Origin of the sequence: Microbacterium sp. LMC-P-041 (assembly GCF_030209555.1) — a bacterium.
Classification (GTDB): Bacteria; Actinomycetota; Actinomycetes; order Actinomycetales; family Microbacteriaceae; genus Microbacterium.
Window position 1 is genome coordinate 192,508 of record NZ_JARVRV010000010.1, and the last position, 13,591, is coordinate 206,098.

A 13,591-nucleotide genomic window follows, 5' to 3' on the forward strand; every position below is an offset into this window, starting at 1 on the left:
CTGACATGAGCATCGAGTTCGGACTGGACACCTTCGGAGACATCACGAGAGGCGACGACGGCGAGCTCCTGACCGGCGCGCAGACGATCCGCAACATCGTCGAGCAGGCGGAGCGAGCCGACAGCGTCGGTGTCGACTTCTTCGGCGTGGGGGAGCACCACCGCGAGGAGTTCGCGGTGTCGTCCCCGGAGATGGTGCTCGCCACCATCGCAGGGCGCACAGAGAACATCCGCCTCGGCACCGCCGTCACCGTGCTCTCCTCCGACGACCCGGTGCGCGCCTTCGAACGGTTCTCGACACTCGACGCGCTCTCCAACGGACGCGCCGAGGTCGTGCTCGGGCGCGGATCGTTCATCGAGTCCTTCCCGCTCTTCGGATACGACCTCCGCGACTACGACGCGCTCTTCGAGCAGAAGCTCGACCTCTTCGTCGAGCTCCTCAAGGAGGAGCCGGTGACCTGGTCCGGCTCGATGCGCGCATCGCTCGAGAACGCGAATGTCTTCCCGAAGACGGAGAACGGTCTGCGCACCTGGGTGGGTGTCGGCGGCAGCCCCGAATCCGTCGTGCGGGTCGCCCGCCACGGACTGGGCCTGATGCTCGCGATCATCGGAGGTCCTGCGGGGCGATTCCGTCAGTTCGTCGACCTCTACCACCGCTCGATCGCATCCTTCGGCACGACGTCGCATCCGATCGCGGTGCACTCGCCTGGTCACATCGCCGATACCGACGAGGAGGCGTGGGAGGCCGCGTACTCCGGTTTCGAAGCGATGAACAACACCATCGGTCGCGAGCGCGGGTGGCCTCCCTACAGCCGGGCGCGGTTCCAGAACGACGTCGGTCCCGCGGGTGCCCTCTACGTCGGTTCTCCCGACCGGGTCGCGGCCAAGATCGCCGACACCGTCACGACGCTCGGACTCGGGCGATTCGACATGAAGTACGCCACCGGCACGCTGTCGCACGACTCGATGATGCGCAGCATCGAGCTCTACGGGTCCGAGGTCATCCCTCGGGTGCGCAAGCTGCTGGCGGCCCAGGACTGACGCGGGACTCGGCAGCGCGGCGCTCCCCTCTACGATGAGGGGATGGCCAACACCGCGCTGCCGAGCCGGGCGTCCATCGCCGGGCGTCTCGATGAGCTTCCGTTCACGCGCCGCCACCTTCGTCTGCTCACAGGATCAGGCGTGGGGTGGGCTCTGGATGCGATGGACGTGGGACTCATCTCGTTCATCCTCGCCGCACTCACCCAGCAGTGGGGCCTGACGAAGGCGGATGCCGGGTGGATCGCCTCCGTCGGCTTCATCGGAATGGCGATCGGCGCAACGCTGGGCGGACTTCTCGCCGACCGGCTCGGACGGCGCCAGGTCTTCGCTCTGACGTTGCTCATCTACGGCATCGCCACCGGAGCGAGTGCGCTCGTGAGCGGCCTCGCCGCGCTTCTCGTGCTGCGCTTCCTGGTGGGGCTGGGGCTCGGCGCCGAGCTTCCCGTGGCGTCGACGTACGTGAGCGAGTTCGCGCCGGCGCGCATCAGAGGCCGACTGATCGTCATCCTCGAGGCGTTCTGGGCGGTGGGATGGACGGCGGCCGCACTGATCGGCTTCTTCGTGATCCCCGCGTCCGACGCCGGCTGGCGCTGGGCGTTCGCCCTCGGCGCGATCCCCGCGGTCTACGCACTGATCGTGCGCTGGGGACTGCCGGAATCGCCTCGGTGGCTCGCGTCGCGCGGGCGCATCGCCGAGGCCGATCGCATCGTCTCGGCGTTCGAGGCCGACGCCGGTGTCGAGCCGGGGCCTGCGATCAGACGCGAGCCGATGTCGCGGGCGATCGCCGTGACGACGCGAGCTCGTCTGACGACACTGTGGAACGGCGAGTTCCGCGTGCGCACCCTGTGTCTATGGGTCGTCTGGCTGTGCGTGAACTTCGCGTACTACGGCGCCTTCATCTGGATCCCCAGCATCCTGGTCGATGCAGGCTTCGATCTCGTCCGCTCGTTCGGTTTCACTCTCATCATCACGCTCGCGCAGCTTCCGGGTTACGCCGTCGCCGCGTGGCTCATCGAGGTGTGGGGTCGACGCACGACGCTGTCGGTCTTCCTGATCGGCTCGGCGGTCTCGGCCGTCTTCTTCGGCACGTCGACGACCGAAGCCGCGATCATCGCCTCGGGCATGGCTCTCTCGTTCTTCAACCTGGGCGCATGGGGTGCGCTGTACGCGGTCACCCCGGAGATCTACCCGACCTCGCTTCGCGGCACCGGCGCGGGATGGGCCGCCGGAGTGGGGCGTATCGCGTCCATCATCGCTCCGCTCGCGGTGCCGGTCGTTCTCGTCGCCGGGGGCGCGCCGGTGCTGTTCGCGGTGTTCGGCGCGTGCTTCGTGGTCGCGGCCGCGGCGGCGTGGGGCCTGGTCGATCGCGGCGGGATGGCGCTCGACGACCGCTGATGCGCCTGGTGTCGGCGAGCGGGAATAGGCTGTCGAGGTGACAGACGTTCGCTATGTGGCCATCGGAGATTCCTTCACCGAGGGAGTGGGTGATGTGCTGCCCGACGGCCGCGAGCGAGGCTGGGCCGATCTCGTGGCTCAGGGGTGGGCCGATGCCGCCGGCCATTCGATCAGCTATGCCAACCTCGCCATCCGCGGCAAGCTGGCTTGGCCGATCGTCGAGCAGCAGCTGGAGCCGGCGCTCGCGCTGCGCCCGACCCACCTGTCGTTCAACGGCGGAGGCAACGACATGCTGCGGCCGCGGACCGACCTCGAGCACATCGCTGACGCGTTCAGCCGGGTCCTGCGCCGCTGCGACGAAGAAGGCGTCACCCTGATCCTCCTCTCCGGAGCGAATCCGAGCGGCCAGCTCCCGATGGGATCGCTCGTGCAGCGGCGAGGCGACCAGCTCTCGGATGCCGTGCTTCGACGCGTCGAAGGGCGCGACGATGTCGTGCGCGCATTGAACTGGCCCGACCGCGAGTTGGCAGATGCGAAGTACTGGTCCGAGGACCGCCTGCACATGAACGCCGCCGGTCACCACCGAGTCGCCGCACGGGTGCTGCAGGGGCTGGGCTACGAGCCTCCGTCGACCTGGTGGTCACCGACAGCCCTCACCGCGGGTGGCCCCGCGGGGCTCGCCTACTATCGAGAGTTCGTCGGCCCGTGGGTCAGGCGACGCGTCACGCGCACCTCGTCCGGTGACGGACGTGCCGCGAAGTACCCCGACTGGGTCGAGAGGGTGCCGCAGGCGTGACCGATATCGAGATGCGCCCGATCCGGGGCGGGTCGGTCACACTGCATGATGCGCGCCGAAAGGTGGAACGCACCGTCAGTCTCGAGGATTTCGAGATCGGCGTCTTCCCGATCACCGAGGAGCAGCTGGCGGAGATCCTTCCGATCTCCTCACGCCATCCCCGTCGACCGGCCGCGGACCTGAGCTGGTTGCGCGCGATCCACTTCTGCAACGCCGCATCGGAGTGGGAGGGATTCGCCCCGGTCTACCGATTCGACGGCGAGGACGTCACGTGGGACGTGACCGGAGAGGGCTATCGTCTCCCGACTGAAGCCGAATGGGAGTACGCGTGCCGGGCAGGGTCGACGGGGCCGCACTATGCACCTCTCGCCGAGGCCGCGTGGACGAGTGCCGACGGTGTGTCGGCTCCCCAGGAGGTCGGCGGTAAGCTGCCCAACCTCAACGGGCTGTTCGACATGCTCGGCAACGTGTGGGAGTGGTGCTGGGATCTGCTGGATCCCGCGCGATACGACGACTATCGCGTGTTCCGCGGGGGCGGCTTCGCAGACGATTCGTGGAGCGTCCGCGCCTCGGTGCGTCGCGGGGGAGGACCCCGCATGCACCATGAGGACGTCGGGCTTCGAGTCGCGCGCGGCGCGTATGAGACTCCGGGAGAAGCTCAGGGGTGGTCGACGCGCGCCGACCAGGAGAGAGCAGCGTTCGACGGCCCGGTGCCGTTCGGCTGGACGCCGTTGCGGCGCCCAGGGCGCTGAATCGCTCGAGGCCGTCTCATCGCGACATGGGCCTGATCATGTACCGGCTCGGTCCCTCCGGCTCGGAGAAGCCGAACTTCGCGTAGAGGCCGTCCGCATCGCTGGTGGCGAGCATGATGCGCTTCACGGTCGAGGTCTCCTGCAGATCATCGACGATGCCCTGCACGAGCATCCTTCCGATTCCGAGTCCGATTCCGAGTCCTCGTTCGAGAAGGTGAAGCTCGGGGCATGAGCACCATCCTAGGATTCCTCAGCGTCGCCGCTCAGGATCCAGCCCCATCCGGATGCGGGTGCGCTTGCGTTCGATCACGATGAAGGTGACACCGAGGATCCACAGCGGGATGGGCATGAGGAACGCCACTCGGAACGCCTCCAGCGAGTAGGTCTCCGGCGTCCCCGCGCCCTGCAGGTCGAGTGCGAGACCGATGAGGAAGATCGCGATGAGAGCGGCGATGAAGCCACCGGCATTCGTCACTCCTGTGGCCGTGCTGAGACGATGCGAGGGGTTGTGCGTGCGCGCGTGGTCGAAGGCGATCATGCTCGCCGGGCCTCCCGTCGCGAGTGCCACGGCGAGGACGTAGAGCAGCCAGAGCGGAGCCGGTTCGGGCAGGGCGAGGACGGCGACCCATGCGACGACCTGCACCCCGACGGCCGGAAGGACGAGTGCGAGCGAACGCTGATTCGGCAGCCGACGCGAGAGGTCTCCGATGATGGGGCCCAGTGCCATTCCGGCGATCACATACACCGAGATGATGCCCGCAGCATGCGCCGTGTCGAGCCCCTGCGCTGCGGTCAGGAAGGGCATTCCCCAGAGGAGGATGAACGCCGTGCCCGCGAAAGGTGTCGTGAAGTGCGACCAGAACGCGAGGCGGGTGCCGGGGTGCGCCCACGCGGCGCGGATGCCGACACCGGTGTCGATCGCCGACGTGACGACGCGGATCACACCCGTGTCGGTGTTGACCGTCACGTCGGCCCCACGCTCCGCCGGGTGATTGCGGATGACGAGCGCGACGAGAATGGTGAACAGCACGCCGAGCCCCGCGATGCTGCCGAAGGTGATCGTCCACGTCGTCGCGTGCAGGAGTGCGGCGAGGGGCACGAGTGCGATCAACTGTCCCGCCTGCCCGATGATGCCGGTGAACTGGACCATGATCGGCCCGCGCTGCGCAGGGAACCACGTCGCCACGAGCCGCAGCACGGCCGGGAAGATCGCCGCGTCGCCGGCGCCGAGCAGGATGCGCGCGAAGATCGCGATGCCGATGCCGGGGGAGAGGGCCATGGTGAGCTGACCTGCAGCCATGAGCAGCATGCCGATCGTCATGATCGGGCGCGAGCCGAAACGGTCGAGCAGGATGCCGATCGGAATCTGCATTCCGCCGTAGACGGCGAGTTGGACCACGGCGAACAGCGCGAGGGTCGACGCGTCGGCCTGGAATCGATCCGCGGCCTCCACCCCGACGGCGCCGAGGGAGGTGCGGTTCGTGATCGCCAGGACGTACGCCGCGACGCCGACACCCCAGATGAGCCAGGCTCTCCATCCCGGGGCGGTCACGGGGGAGCGGGGAACCTGATGCACTCCTCCCACGGTACTCCTGGTCGCGACCTCCCCTGTCGCACAGCCCGCCCTCTCGGTTGTCTGGCGCATGTCGGATGCTGTCGCTAGCGTGGCCGCATGACACCCGCACCCGTGCACCACGCCATCAACTACGTCGAACTCGTCGTCAATGATCTCGAGACGGCGAAGCGGTTCTACCGCGACGCCTTCGGCTGGGTCTTCGTCGACTACGGTCCCGCCTATGCAGGCATCGCGTCACTCACAGGCGACGGATCCGAGGTCGGCGGGCTGCTCCTCTCCGATCAGGGACGCCCGCCCGGTGGCCCTCTCGTGCTGTTGTACTCCGACGATCTGGATGCCACCCAGGCGGCGATCACCGAGGCCGGCGGTGCGGTCGTGCAAGGTCCGTACGAGTTCCCGGGCGGCCGCCGCCTGCACTTCCTCGACCCCAGCGGCAACGAGCTCGGCGTCTGGTCCTCACGCTGAGGGCAGAATGAACCTGTGACCGAACAGCCTGATCTCGACACACTCATACGCCCCGAGCGCGCCTCTGTCCGCATCCGGCGGACGAACCTGCACGGTTCCGACGCGGTTGCGGTGACCCATCTCGTGCGGACGTACCTCCTCCAGACCGAGGACGAGAAGCGGGAGCACGGGATCGCAGTGCCATCCCCGCCCGGCACGCTGCCGCCGCATTACAGGCAGGAGGCTGATGACCCCGCTCTGGCGTACGCCGGGTGCGTTGTGCTCATCGCAGAGCTGGACGATCAGCCCGTGGGAGTGGTCGTCATCCGGCCGGTCGCCGGAGAAGCAGAGGTCAAGAGGTTCTGGACGGATCCGAGCGTGCGGGGACGAGGCGTCGGCGGTGCTCTGCTCGATGCCGCCCTGGAGGTCGCGGGTTCCCCTGTCCGGCTGTCCGTCTGGCATTGGCGTGATGCGGCGATCCGTCTGTATGAATCCCGGGACTTCCTGCGTGTCGAATCCTGGGAGGATCGCGAGGCCCTCGTGTGCATGGTGCGGCACCGCGACACTTTGCCCTTGCGCTAACCGTCCAGGTGCAGAATACTTTCATCTATGGCTAACCATGACGGCGTGAACGGAGTATTCCTCGCGCTCGCAGACCCGACGCGGCGGGAGGTGATCCGGATTCTCGGATCGGGTCCGGCGAGCGTGGGGGAGTTGGCGAAGTCGTTCGCGATCACGCTGCCCTCTTTCATGAAGCACGTGCGCACACTGGAGGGGAATGGTCTCATCCGCACGACCAAACGCGGACGCGTGCGCACCTGCAGCCTCGACCGCGATCGACTCGCCACAGTGGGGGACTGGCTCGACGCTCAGCGCCGAATCTGGGATTCCCGTACCGATCGACTCGAAGTGGTCGCTGCAGGACTGGAGGAGCCCCGATGATCGACACGCTGGCGGCCGAGAACCCCGAGGCCCCGTGACGAACACATCCGGCCGAGCGGGCGCAAGACCCCTTTCTGGTCGCCTGCGGACGGCGCGCCTGATCCTTCGGCCGCAGACCGCCACCGACGCGACCGTCTTCCACACGCTCTGGACCGAGCGGGATGAGCACGTGCCGGCGCACCGGAAGCTGGACGCAGCCGGACACCCGACGGCGTCCGACATCGCCGCGCACATCACCGATCCGGCCTCGGAGCGATCGAGCCTGCTCACAGTGGAGGACGCGGTGTCAGGGGAGGTTTACGGATACTGCGGGCTCGTCTTCGACGCGAACGGCAACGATGAGGAGCCCGAGGTAGCGTTCGAGCTCCTCCAGGCCGTGCACAATCGCGGATATGCCACGGAGGCCGCGACGGCGGTCCTGCGGTGGGCTGCCGAAGCGGGCTATCGCCGTGCGTGGGCGGGAGTCTGGGAGTGGAACGTGAGTTCGCGTCGCGTGCTCGACAAGCTGGGGTTCGTGGATTCGGGCCGATTGGGCCGCGTCAGCGAGCACGGTCGCACCCTCATCACGGTCCGCGACCTCGGGACCGAGCACACCCCGATCGAACGCACCGAGCTCGTCGAGCATCAGGATCTTTCCACATCGCAGTTGTCAGCGCTCGGCAAACTCTTCGACTCCGAGTACCGCGTGACGCACGGCGCCTGGAATCCTGACCGCCCGTACGGGTATTCGCCGGCGCATGTTCATGTGATGCTGTCGATCGGCCGGATCGTGATCGCGCATGTCGGCTTTCAGCGACGCACGATCAGTGCAGGCGGCCACGAGATCGTCGTCGCCGGAACCGGGGGAGTCCTCGTGCATTCCGACTGGCGCGGCAGTGGGGTCGGGCGACGGGTGATGGCGCGTGCCCAGCAGGCGATGCGGGACGACGCGCTGGTCGACTTCGGGTACCTCGGATGCCGTGAGGCGGTCGTGCCTTTCTATGAGAGCACCGGCTGGAGGCGGATCCGCGCGCAAGAACGTCACATATCGATCGCCGACGGTTCCGACACGACCGAGCCCTTCGGAACTCCCATACTCATCTACGACGCATCTGACTCGCGATGGCCGCCGGGGGACGTCGATCTGAGGGGTACGCCCTGGTGACGCTCAGGCCTCCGGGAGAGGGCGCTTTTCCCTCGAACTGACATAATGTGCATTATCGGCTATTACCCATTTCGATGGCTCCGGCTGCGCCGTCGTCCAGAACGCCGCGGGACGGCCGGTGTCATTCGAGGTCGTATCCGGGTGGATACTCGATCTCCAGCGGCTGACTCGTCGGAGACTCGATAGAACGGGTGCGCTGTCGCAGTCGCTCGACGAGTTCGGGATCCTCGATCTCCGGACCCTCGCCAGCGGCCTCCTTGGACACGATCTGGCTCGCTGGACCGATGAGGAACTTCGCGACTGCTGTGCCGCCGTCGTTCTCCCGCACCGGGATCTCGACGATCTCGGCACGCTCATCGTCTCCCAGTGCTCGGCTGTAAGCCAGCAGCGCATCGGCGATCGCATCTCCAGTGAGGTACTCATCTCCGGCGTAGATGATCTTCTGCATGCTGCTTTTCTAGAGGATGTCGCCGTCGACAAGATCTCCCTTGATCCGCGACTCGTTGTTTGCTACGAGAACGATGCGAGCGCATCGCTAGGCTCTAGGCGTGAACGGTAGCAACATCGACATCGATTGGACGGTCGCCCGCGACGCCAATCAGGACAACTGGAACGATCGCGTCCCGCTGCATGAGGTCGCCTACGGTCTCGACGAGTTCGACGATCCTTCGCATCTCAGCGACGTCGTCAGTGCCGATCTCCCGGTGCTTCGCCGATTCCTGCCCGACGGCAGAATCACGGGACTCGACCTGTGCCATCTGCAATGCCATATCGGTACCGACTCCGTCTCGCTGGCCCGTGCGGGAGCGACCGTCACCGGCGTCGACTTCTCGGCGCCGGCCCTTGCTGCGGCCGAAGCGCTGGCCGAGCGCACGGGGGTTTCGGCGACATGGATCGAGACGGACGTCCTCGACGCACGCGCAGCCGTGACGGGTGACTTCGATGTCGTCTACACGAGCATCGGCACGATCACCTGGTTGGACGACCTCGACCGCTGGGCCGCTCAGATCGTCGGCCTGCTGCGTCCGGGAGGCACGTTCTTCATCCGCGACGGACATCCTGCTCTGTACGCGCTCGACGAAGATGCGCCGACGCTCGTGACCCGCTACCCGTATTTCGGTGACGGCCGGGCGCAGCGATGGGACGACGAATCGACCTACGCCGGGGACGGCAAGGTCGCGCACCCGCGCACGTACGAATGGCCGCACCCGCTCTCGGAGATCCTGGGGTCGCTGTTGAAAGCGGGCCTTCGTCTTCTGCACTTCGACGAGGGGCGAACACTCCCCTGGCGGTTCAGTCCTCGGATGGTCGAGGTCCCCGGCGGGTATGCCTGGCCTGAAGCGGAACGGAACCTTCTCCCCTGCACGTACACCGTGGTCGCACGCAAGGACTGATCGCTCGTCGCGAAGGTTCGTACTCATCTGGCGACACGGCTCGTGACATGACGCCAGCCGCCCGCTCTACGCGCCGACGTACTCTGCCAGATGCTCGCCCGTGACCGTCGATCGCGCAGCCACGAGTTCTGCGGGGCTTCCCTCGAAGACGATGCGGCCGCCATCGTGGCCCGCGCCGGGACCGACGTCGATGATCCAGTCGGCGTGCGCCATCACAGCCTGGTGATGCTCGATCACGATCACGGTCTTTCCGGATTCGACGAGTCGATCGAGCAGTCCGAGGATGTTCTGGACGTCAGCGAGGTGGAGCCCCGTGGTCGGCTCGTCGAGCACGTACGTGTCGCCCTTCTCCCCCATCTGGATGGCCAGCTTGATGCGCTGGCGTTCGCCTCCGGACAAGGTGGACAGCGGCTGTCCCAGCGATAGGTAACCGAGGCCCACATCTTCGAGGCGTCCGAGGATCGTCGCTGCCGCCGGCAGCTTCGCCTCCCCCTCGGAGAAGAACACCCGTGCCTCGGCGACCGGGAGATCCAAGACCTCGGTGATGTCCTTGCCCGCCAGCTTGTACTCGAGGACGGCAGCCTGGAAGCGCTTGCCGCCGCAGTCCTCGCAGGGTGTCTCTATCGTGTCCATGAACCCGAGTTCGGTGATGATGACACCGGCGCCCTTGCAGGTCGGGCAGGCACCCTCGGAGTTCGCGCTGAACAGGGCCGGCTTGACGCCGTTGGCTTTGGCGAACGCCTTGCGGATCGGTTCGAGCATGCCCGTGTAGGTGGCGGGATTGCTGCGCCGTGATCCCTTGATCGCGCCCTGGTCGATCGCCACGACCCCCTCGCGCTTCGACACGGACCCGTGGATCAGGGAGCTCTTGCCGGAACCCGCGACCCCGGTCACGACGGTGAGGATCCCGGTGGGGATGTCGACATCGACGTTCTGCAGGTTGTTGGCCGAGGCGCCTCGGATCTCGATCGCGCCGGTGGCACTGCGCACCGAATCCTTCAGCGCGGCTCGATCGTCGAGGTGGGCGCCGGTGCGGGTTCCGCTGGCCTTCAGTCCCTCGATGGTCCCCTCGAAGCAGATCTCACCGCCGGCGCTTCCGGCGCCGGGACCGAGATCCACCACGTGGTCTCCGATGGCGATGGTCTCCGGCTTGTGCTCCACCACCAGCACGGTGTTGCCCTTGTCGCGCAGGCGCAACAGAAGGGTGTTCATCCGCTGGATGTCATGCGGGTGGAGGCCGATGGTCGGCTCGTCGAACACGTACGTCACATCGGTGAGAGACGACCCGAGGTGACGCAGCATCTTGATGCGCTGCGCTTCTCCCCCGGACAGCGTCCCTGATGGGCGCTCGAGGCTCAGGTATCCCAAGCCGAGCGTGACGAACGCGTCGAGGTTCGCACTCAGCGCCTCGAGCAGGGGCGCTGCCCCGGGGAGTTCCAAGCCTCTCACCCACTCGGCGAGATCGGTCACCTGCATGCGGCAGGCATCGGCGATGCTGATGCCGTCGATCTTGGAGGACCTCGCTCCTTCGGTGAGGCGGGTGCCATCGCACTCCGGGCATGTCGCGAACGTCGCCACGCGTTCGACGAAGGCGCGGATGTGCGGCTGCAGCGCGTCGAGGTCTTTCGAGAGCATCGACTTCGTGATCTTGGGGATCAACCCCTCGTACGTCATGTTGATGCCCGAGATCTTGACCTTGGTGACCTCACCGTAGAGGAAGAGCTGTCGCTGCTTCTCGGTGAACTCCGAGACCGGCTTGTCGGCGGGATAGAAGCCCGATGCGGAGAAGCCCTTCACCATCCAGCCGTCCGCCGTGTAGCCGGGAACCATGATCGCTCCCTCGTCGAGAGACTTCGACTCGTCGACGATCTGCGCGAGGTCGAGATCCGACACCGCTCCCCTGCCCTCGCATCGAGGGCACATGCCGCCGAGGTAGATGGCGTCCTTGACGATCTTCTTCTCGCCGCCCGGCCCCGTCATCACTCCGCTGGCCTTCTGAGTCGGGATGTTGAACGAGAACGCCGTCGGGCCTCCGATGTAGGGGTCACCGAGCTTGCTGAAGAGGATGCGCAGCATGGCGTTCGCGTCGGTGACCGTTCCGACGGTGGATCGCGGATTCGCGCCGAGACGCTCCTGATCGACGATGATCGAGGTCGTGAGTCCCTCGAGCACGTCGACGTCCGGACGCGGGACCGACGGCATGAAGCCCTGGACGAACGCGCTGTACGTCTCGTCGATCATGCGCCGTGACTCGGCGGCGATCGTGTCGAAGACCAGCGAGCTCTTGCCGGATCCGGAGACTCCGGTGAAGACGGTGAGGCGACGCTTGGGAATGTCGACGCTCACCTCTTTGAGGTTGTTCTCGCGCGCACCCTGTACGCGGATGATGTCGTGGCCGTCAGCGGGGTGCGTCGTCATGGTGATCCTCGAGTAGCGACCGGGGTCAGCCGGCCTGGTTGATTCGGAGCAGGTTGCCTGCGGGGTCTCGGAAGGCGCAGTCGCGCACGCCGTAGGGCTGATCCATGGGCTCCTGCACCACATCGGCGCCGTTGTCGACAAGTCGCTCGAACACCGCGTCGAGATCGTCGCTCGCGAGAGTCAGCGCGCCGTAGCTGCCCTTCGCGATGAGTTCGAGGATCGTCTGGCGCTCGGCGTCCGTGATCCCGGGATCGGTTGCCGGCGGGTGCAGCACGATCGACGTCTCCGGCTGCCCCGCGGGACCGACCGTGAGCCACCGCAGGCCGTCGTAGCCGACGTCGTTGCGCACCTCGAAGCCGAGGGCGTCACGGTAGAAGCCGAGAGCCGCCTCGGCATCGGTGTGAGGAAGGAATGCGTAGTGGATGCTGATGTTCATGAGACTCACGTTAGGTGCGCGCCCGTGCGCGGCGCTTCTTGATTCCTGATCGGTCGGATGACGTGCTTCGCCTGGAACGTCGGAATGCCGTCGACGTCAGCGGCGCGCTCACGATACACGCGGGGTGGGACACCGACCAGTTCCGTGAATCGAGTGCTGAACGTGCCCAGCGATGAGCATCCGACTTCGAAGCACACCTCGGTGACGCTGAGGTCGCCGCGGCGCAGCAGAGCCATCGCGCGCTCGATCCGCCGCGTCATCAGATAGGAGTAAGGCGACTCGCCGTAGGTCTCCTTGAAGCGCCTGCTGAGATGGCCGGCCGACATGTGTGCTCCGCGGGCGAGCGCCTCCACATCGAGAGGCGTGGCGTACTCGCGGTCGATCCGATCCCGCACCTTGCGCATCACGACGAGCTCGCGGAGCCGCGCGTCATCGTCCGAGGTCACCCCCTGATTTTGCCATGACCGCGCGTGACGGAGTGTGAACGTCGGCGACATATCGATATCGGGTTCCCCCATCCGTCACCGGACAGCGCTACTCTGTCAGCATCCCTCACAGGATTTTCTCAGAAAGGGTCTCCACCATGACTGATTCCCTCGCTTCCGAAGCGAAATCGCTGTTCAAGTCCATTCGAGTCGTCCTGGCCGTCTCCGGTGTCATCGCACTGATCGCGGGCATCGTCCTGCTCGTCTGGCCCGCCAAGTCCGCCGTCATCGTGACGGGCATCTTCGCCACCTACCTCGTGATCGCGGGCCTCGTCTACATCGGACTCGGCATCTTCTCCCGCGTGAAGGGCGGGTGGGCTCGAGTCGGCCACATCGTGCTGGGCCTCGTGTACATCGTGGCCGGCGTCATCGCGTTCGCGAACCTCGGCGTGGCCGCTGCCACTCTGGCGCTCGTCGTCGTCATCTTCATCGGCATCAGCTGGATCGTCGACGGAGTGGTCGCGTTGTCGCTTCTCGGAAAGGACGGCTCGCGAGTCTGGACGCTGCTCTACGCTCTGCTGAGCATCATCGCCGGTATCGTCGTCCTCTTCTCGCCCCTGTACGCGGCAGCCGTGCTCTGGCTGGTGCTCGGCATCTCGCTCGTCGCCCTCGGAATCGTGCAGATCGTGCGCGCGATCACACTGGGCAAGGACGCGAAGGAGTTCGTGGCATCGGCGAAGGCCGACTCCGCGCTCTGATCCCCCCCCCCCCCCCCCCCCCCACCCCCCCCCCCCCCCCCCACCCCCCCCCCCCCCCCCCCGGCCAGCCC

General features: G+C 66.6%; 16 protein-coding genes. 10 read left to right on the top strand and 6 right to left on the bottom strand.

All coding sequences use genetic code 11. The features are described 5' to 3' along the window. Positions 1-5: 5 nt before the first annotated feature. The 4 genes from QRN21_RS17865 to QRN21_RS17880 are packed head-to-tail and all read left to right on the top strand — an operon-like array spanning position 6 to position 3,983. A complete protein-coding gene (locus QRN21_RS17865) occupies positions 6-1,040 on the top strand; it encodes an LLM class flavin-dependent oxidoreductase (protein WP_285365543.1) in 1,035 nt (344 codons plus the stop codon). Positions 1,041-1,082: 42 nt separating this feature from the next. Further along, the gene (locus QRN21_RS17870; protein ID WP_072591281.1) at positions 1,083-2,435 is read left to right on the top strand and encodes an MFS transporter; all 1,353 of its coding nucleotides are present in this window, start codon (positions 1,083-1,085) and stop codon (positions 2,433-2,435) included. A 37-nt stretch (positions 2,436-2,472) separates the two neighbouring features. Beyond that, positions 2,473-3,231: an SGNH/GDSL hydrolase family protein gene (locus QRN21_RS17875; RefSeq protein ID WP_056278756.1), complete on the top strand. Its 759-nt coding sequence runs from the start codon at positions 2,473-2,475 to the stop codon at positions 3,229-3,231. Then, positions 3,228-3,983 carry a formylglycine-generating enzyme family protein gene (locus tag QRN21_RS17880; protein ID WP_285365547.1) on the top strand — a complete coding sequence of 252 codons (756 nt, stop codon included), beginning with the start codon at positions 3,228-3,230 and terminating at the stop codon, positions 3,981-3,983. The genes QRN21_RS17875 and QRN21_RS17880 overlap by 4 nt, the downstream gene beginning before the upstream one ends. A 16-nt stretch (positions 3,984-3,999) precedes the next feature. On the opposite strand, the gene QRN21_RS17885 is transcribed toward QRN21_RS17880, so the two are convergent. Together QRN21_RS17885 and QRN21_RS17890 are read right to left on the bottom strand one after the other, a co-directional pair. Further along, the gene (locus QRN21_RS17885; protein ID WP_285365548.1) at positions 4,000-4,149 is read right to left on the bottom strand and encodes a hypothetical protein; all 150 of its coding nucleotides are present in this window, start codon (positions 4,147-4,149) and stop codon (positions 4,000-4,002) included. A gap of 84 nt (positions 4,150-4,233) precedes the next feature. Beyond that, positions 4,234-5,559: an MFS transporter gene (locus tag QRN21_RS17890; RefSeq protein WP_053096080.1), complete on the bottom strand. Its 1,326-nt coding sequence runs from the start codon at positions 5,557-5,559 to the stop codon at positions 4,234-4,236. Between the two features lie 96 nt (positions 5,560-5,655). On the opposite strand from QRN21_RS17890, the gene QRN21_RS17895 reads away from it, so the two are divergent. Genes QRN21_RS17895 through QRN21_RS17910 form a run of 4 tightly spaced genes read left to right on the top strand, consistent with a single transcriptional unit; the run spans position 5,656 to position 8,089 of the window. Continuing rightward, positions 5,656-6,024 (top strand): VOC family protein, encoded by a 369-nt coding sequence (locus tag QRN21_RS17895; protein WP_056278755.1) that lies wholly within the window; start codon positions 5,656-5,658, stop codon positions 6,022-6,024. A 15-nt stretch (positions 6,025-6,039) separates the two neighbouring features. Next, on the top strand, positions 6,040-6,585 hold the full coding sequence (locus tag QRN21_RS17900) for a GNAT family N-acetyltransferase (RefSeq protein WP_285365551.1): 546 nt from the start codon (positions 6,040-6,042) through the stop codon (positions 6,583-6,585). Between the two features lie 27 nt (positions 6,586-6,612). After that, complete coding sequence (locus QRN21_RS17905) at positions 6,613-6,945, top strand: ArsR/SmtB family transcription factor (protein ID WP_072591278.1); 333 nt, start codon at positions 6,613-6,615, stop codon at positions 6,943-6,945. Between the two features lie 34 nt (positions 6,946-6,979). After that, positions 6,980-8,089, top strand: coding sequence for a GNAT family N-acetyltransferase (locus tag QRN21_RS17910; RefSeq protein ID WP_285365554.1), 1,110 nt, complete (start codon positions 6,980-6,982; stop codon positions 8,087-8,089). Positions 8,090-8,210: 121 nt separating this feature from the next. On the opposite strand, the gene QRN21_RS17915 is transcribed toward QRN21_RS17910, so the two are convergent. Next, positions 8,211-8,537, bottom strand: a complete 327-nt coding sequence (locus QRN21_RS17915; RefSeq protein WP_053096077.1) for a hypothetical protein — start codon at positions 8,535-8,537, stop codon at positions 8,211-8,213. Positions 8,538-8,637: 100 nt separating this feature from the next. On the opposite strand from QRN21_RS17915, the gene QRN21_RS17920 reads away from it, so the two are divergent. After that, entirely contained in the window at positions 8,638-9,483 is an 846-nt protein-coding gene (locus QRN21_RS17920) for a class I SAM-dependent methyltransferase (protein ID WP_285365557.1), read from the top strand. 66 nt (positions 9,484-9,549) lie between these two features. On the opposite strand, the gene QRN21_RS17925 is transcribed toward QRN21_RS17920, so the two are convergent. The 3 genes from QRN21_RS17925 to QRN21_RS17935 are packed head-to-tail and all read right to left on the bottom strand — an operon-like array spanning position 9,550 to position 12,741. Continuing rightward, entirely contained in the window at positions 9,550-11,901 is a 2,352-nt protein-coding gene (locus QRN21_RS17925) for an ATP-binding cassette domain-containing protein (protein ID WP_056278728.1), read from the bottom strand. 25 nt (positions 11,902-11,926) lie between these two features. Next, complete coding sequence (locus QRN21_RS17930) at positions 11,927-12,337, bottom strand: VOC family protein (RefSeq protein ID WP_056279056.1); 411 nt, start codon at positions 12,335-12,337, stop codon at positions 11,927-11,929. 5 nt (positions 12,338-12,342) lie between these two features. After that, positions 12,343-12,741: a helix-turn-helix transcriptional regulator gene (locus tag QRN21_RS17935; protein WP_232224559.1), complete on the bottom strand. Its 399-nt coding sequence runs from the start codon at positions 12,739-12,741 to the stop codon at positions 12,343-12,345. A 179-nt stretch (positions 12,742-12,920) separates the two neighbouring features. Between QRN21_RS17935 and QRN21_RS17940 the strand changes: the two genes are divergently transcribed. Further along, a complete protein-coding gene (locus QRN21_RS17940) occupies positions 12,921-13,520 on the top strand; it encodes an HdeD family acid-resistance protein (protein WP_056278726.1) in 600 nt (199 codons plus the stop codon). The last annotated feature ends 71 nt before the right edge of the window (positions 13,521-13,591 follow it).

Bases quoted from the DNA above. Each gene is read 5' to 3' on its own strand.
- QRN21_RS17895 (WP_056278755.1), top strand. From the start codon at position 5,656: ATGACACCCGCACCCGTGCACCACGCCATCAACTACGTCGAACTCGTC.
- QRN21_RS17905 (WP_072591278.1), top strand. From the start codon at position 6,613: ATGGCTAACCATGACGGCGTGAACGGAGTATTCCTCGCGCTCGCAGAC.
- QRN21_RS17915 (WP_053096077.1), bottom strand. From the start codon at position 8,537: ATGCAGAAGATCATCTACGCCGGAGATGAGTACCTCACTGGAGATGCG.
- QRN21_RS17925 (WP_056278728.1), bottom strand. From the start codon at position 11,901: ATGACGACGCACCCCGCTGACGGCCACGACATCATCCGCGTACAGGGT.
- QRN21_RS17940 (WP_056278726.1), top strand. From the start codon at position 12,921: ATGACTGATTCCCTCGCTTCCGAAGCGAAATCGCTGTTCAAGTCCATT.
- QRN21_RS17870 (WP_072591281.1), top strand. From the start codon at position 1,083: ATGGCCAACACCGCGCTGCCGAGCCGGGCGTCCATCGCCGGGCGTCTC.
- QRN21_RS17935 (WP_232224559.1), bottom strand. From the start codon at position 12,741: ATGCGCAAGGTGCGGGATCGGATCGACCGCGAGTACGCCACGCCTCTC.
- QRN21_RS17865 (WP_285365543.1), top strand. From the start codon at position 6: ATGAGCATCGAGTTCGGACTGGACACCTTCGGAGACATCACGAGAGGC.
- QRN21_RS17930 (WP_056279056.1), bottom strand. From the start codon at position 12,337: ATGAACATCAGCATCCACTACGCATTCCTTCCTCACACCGATGCCGAG.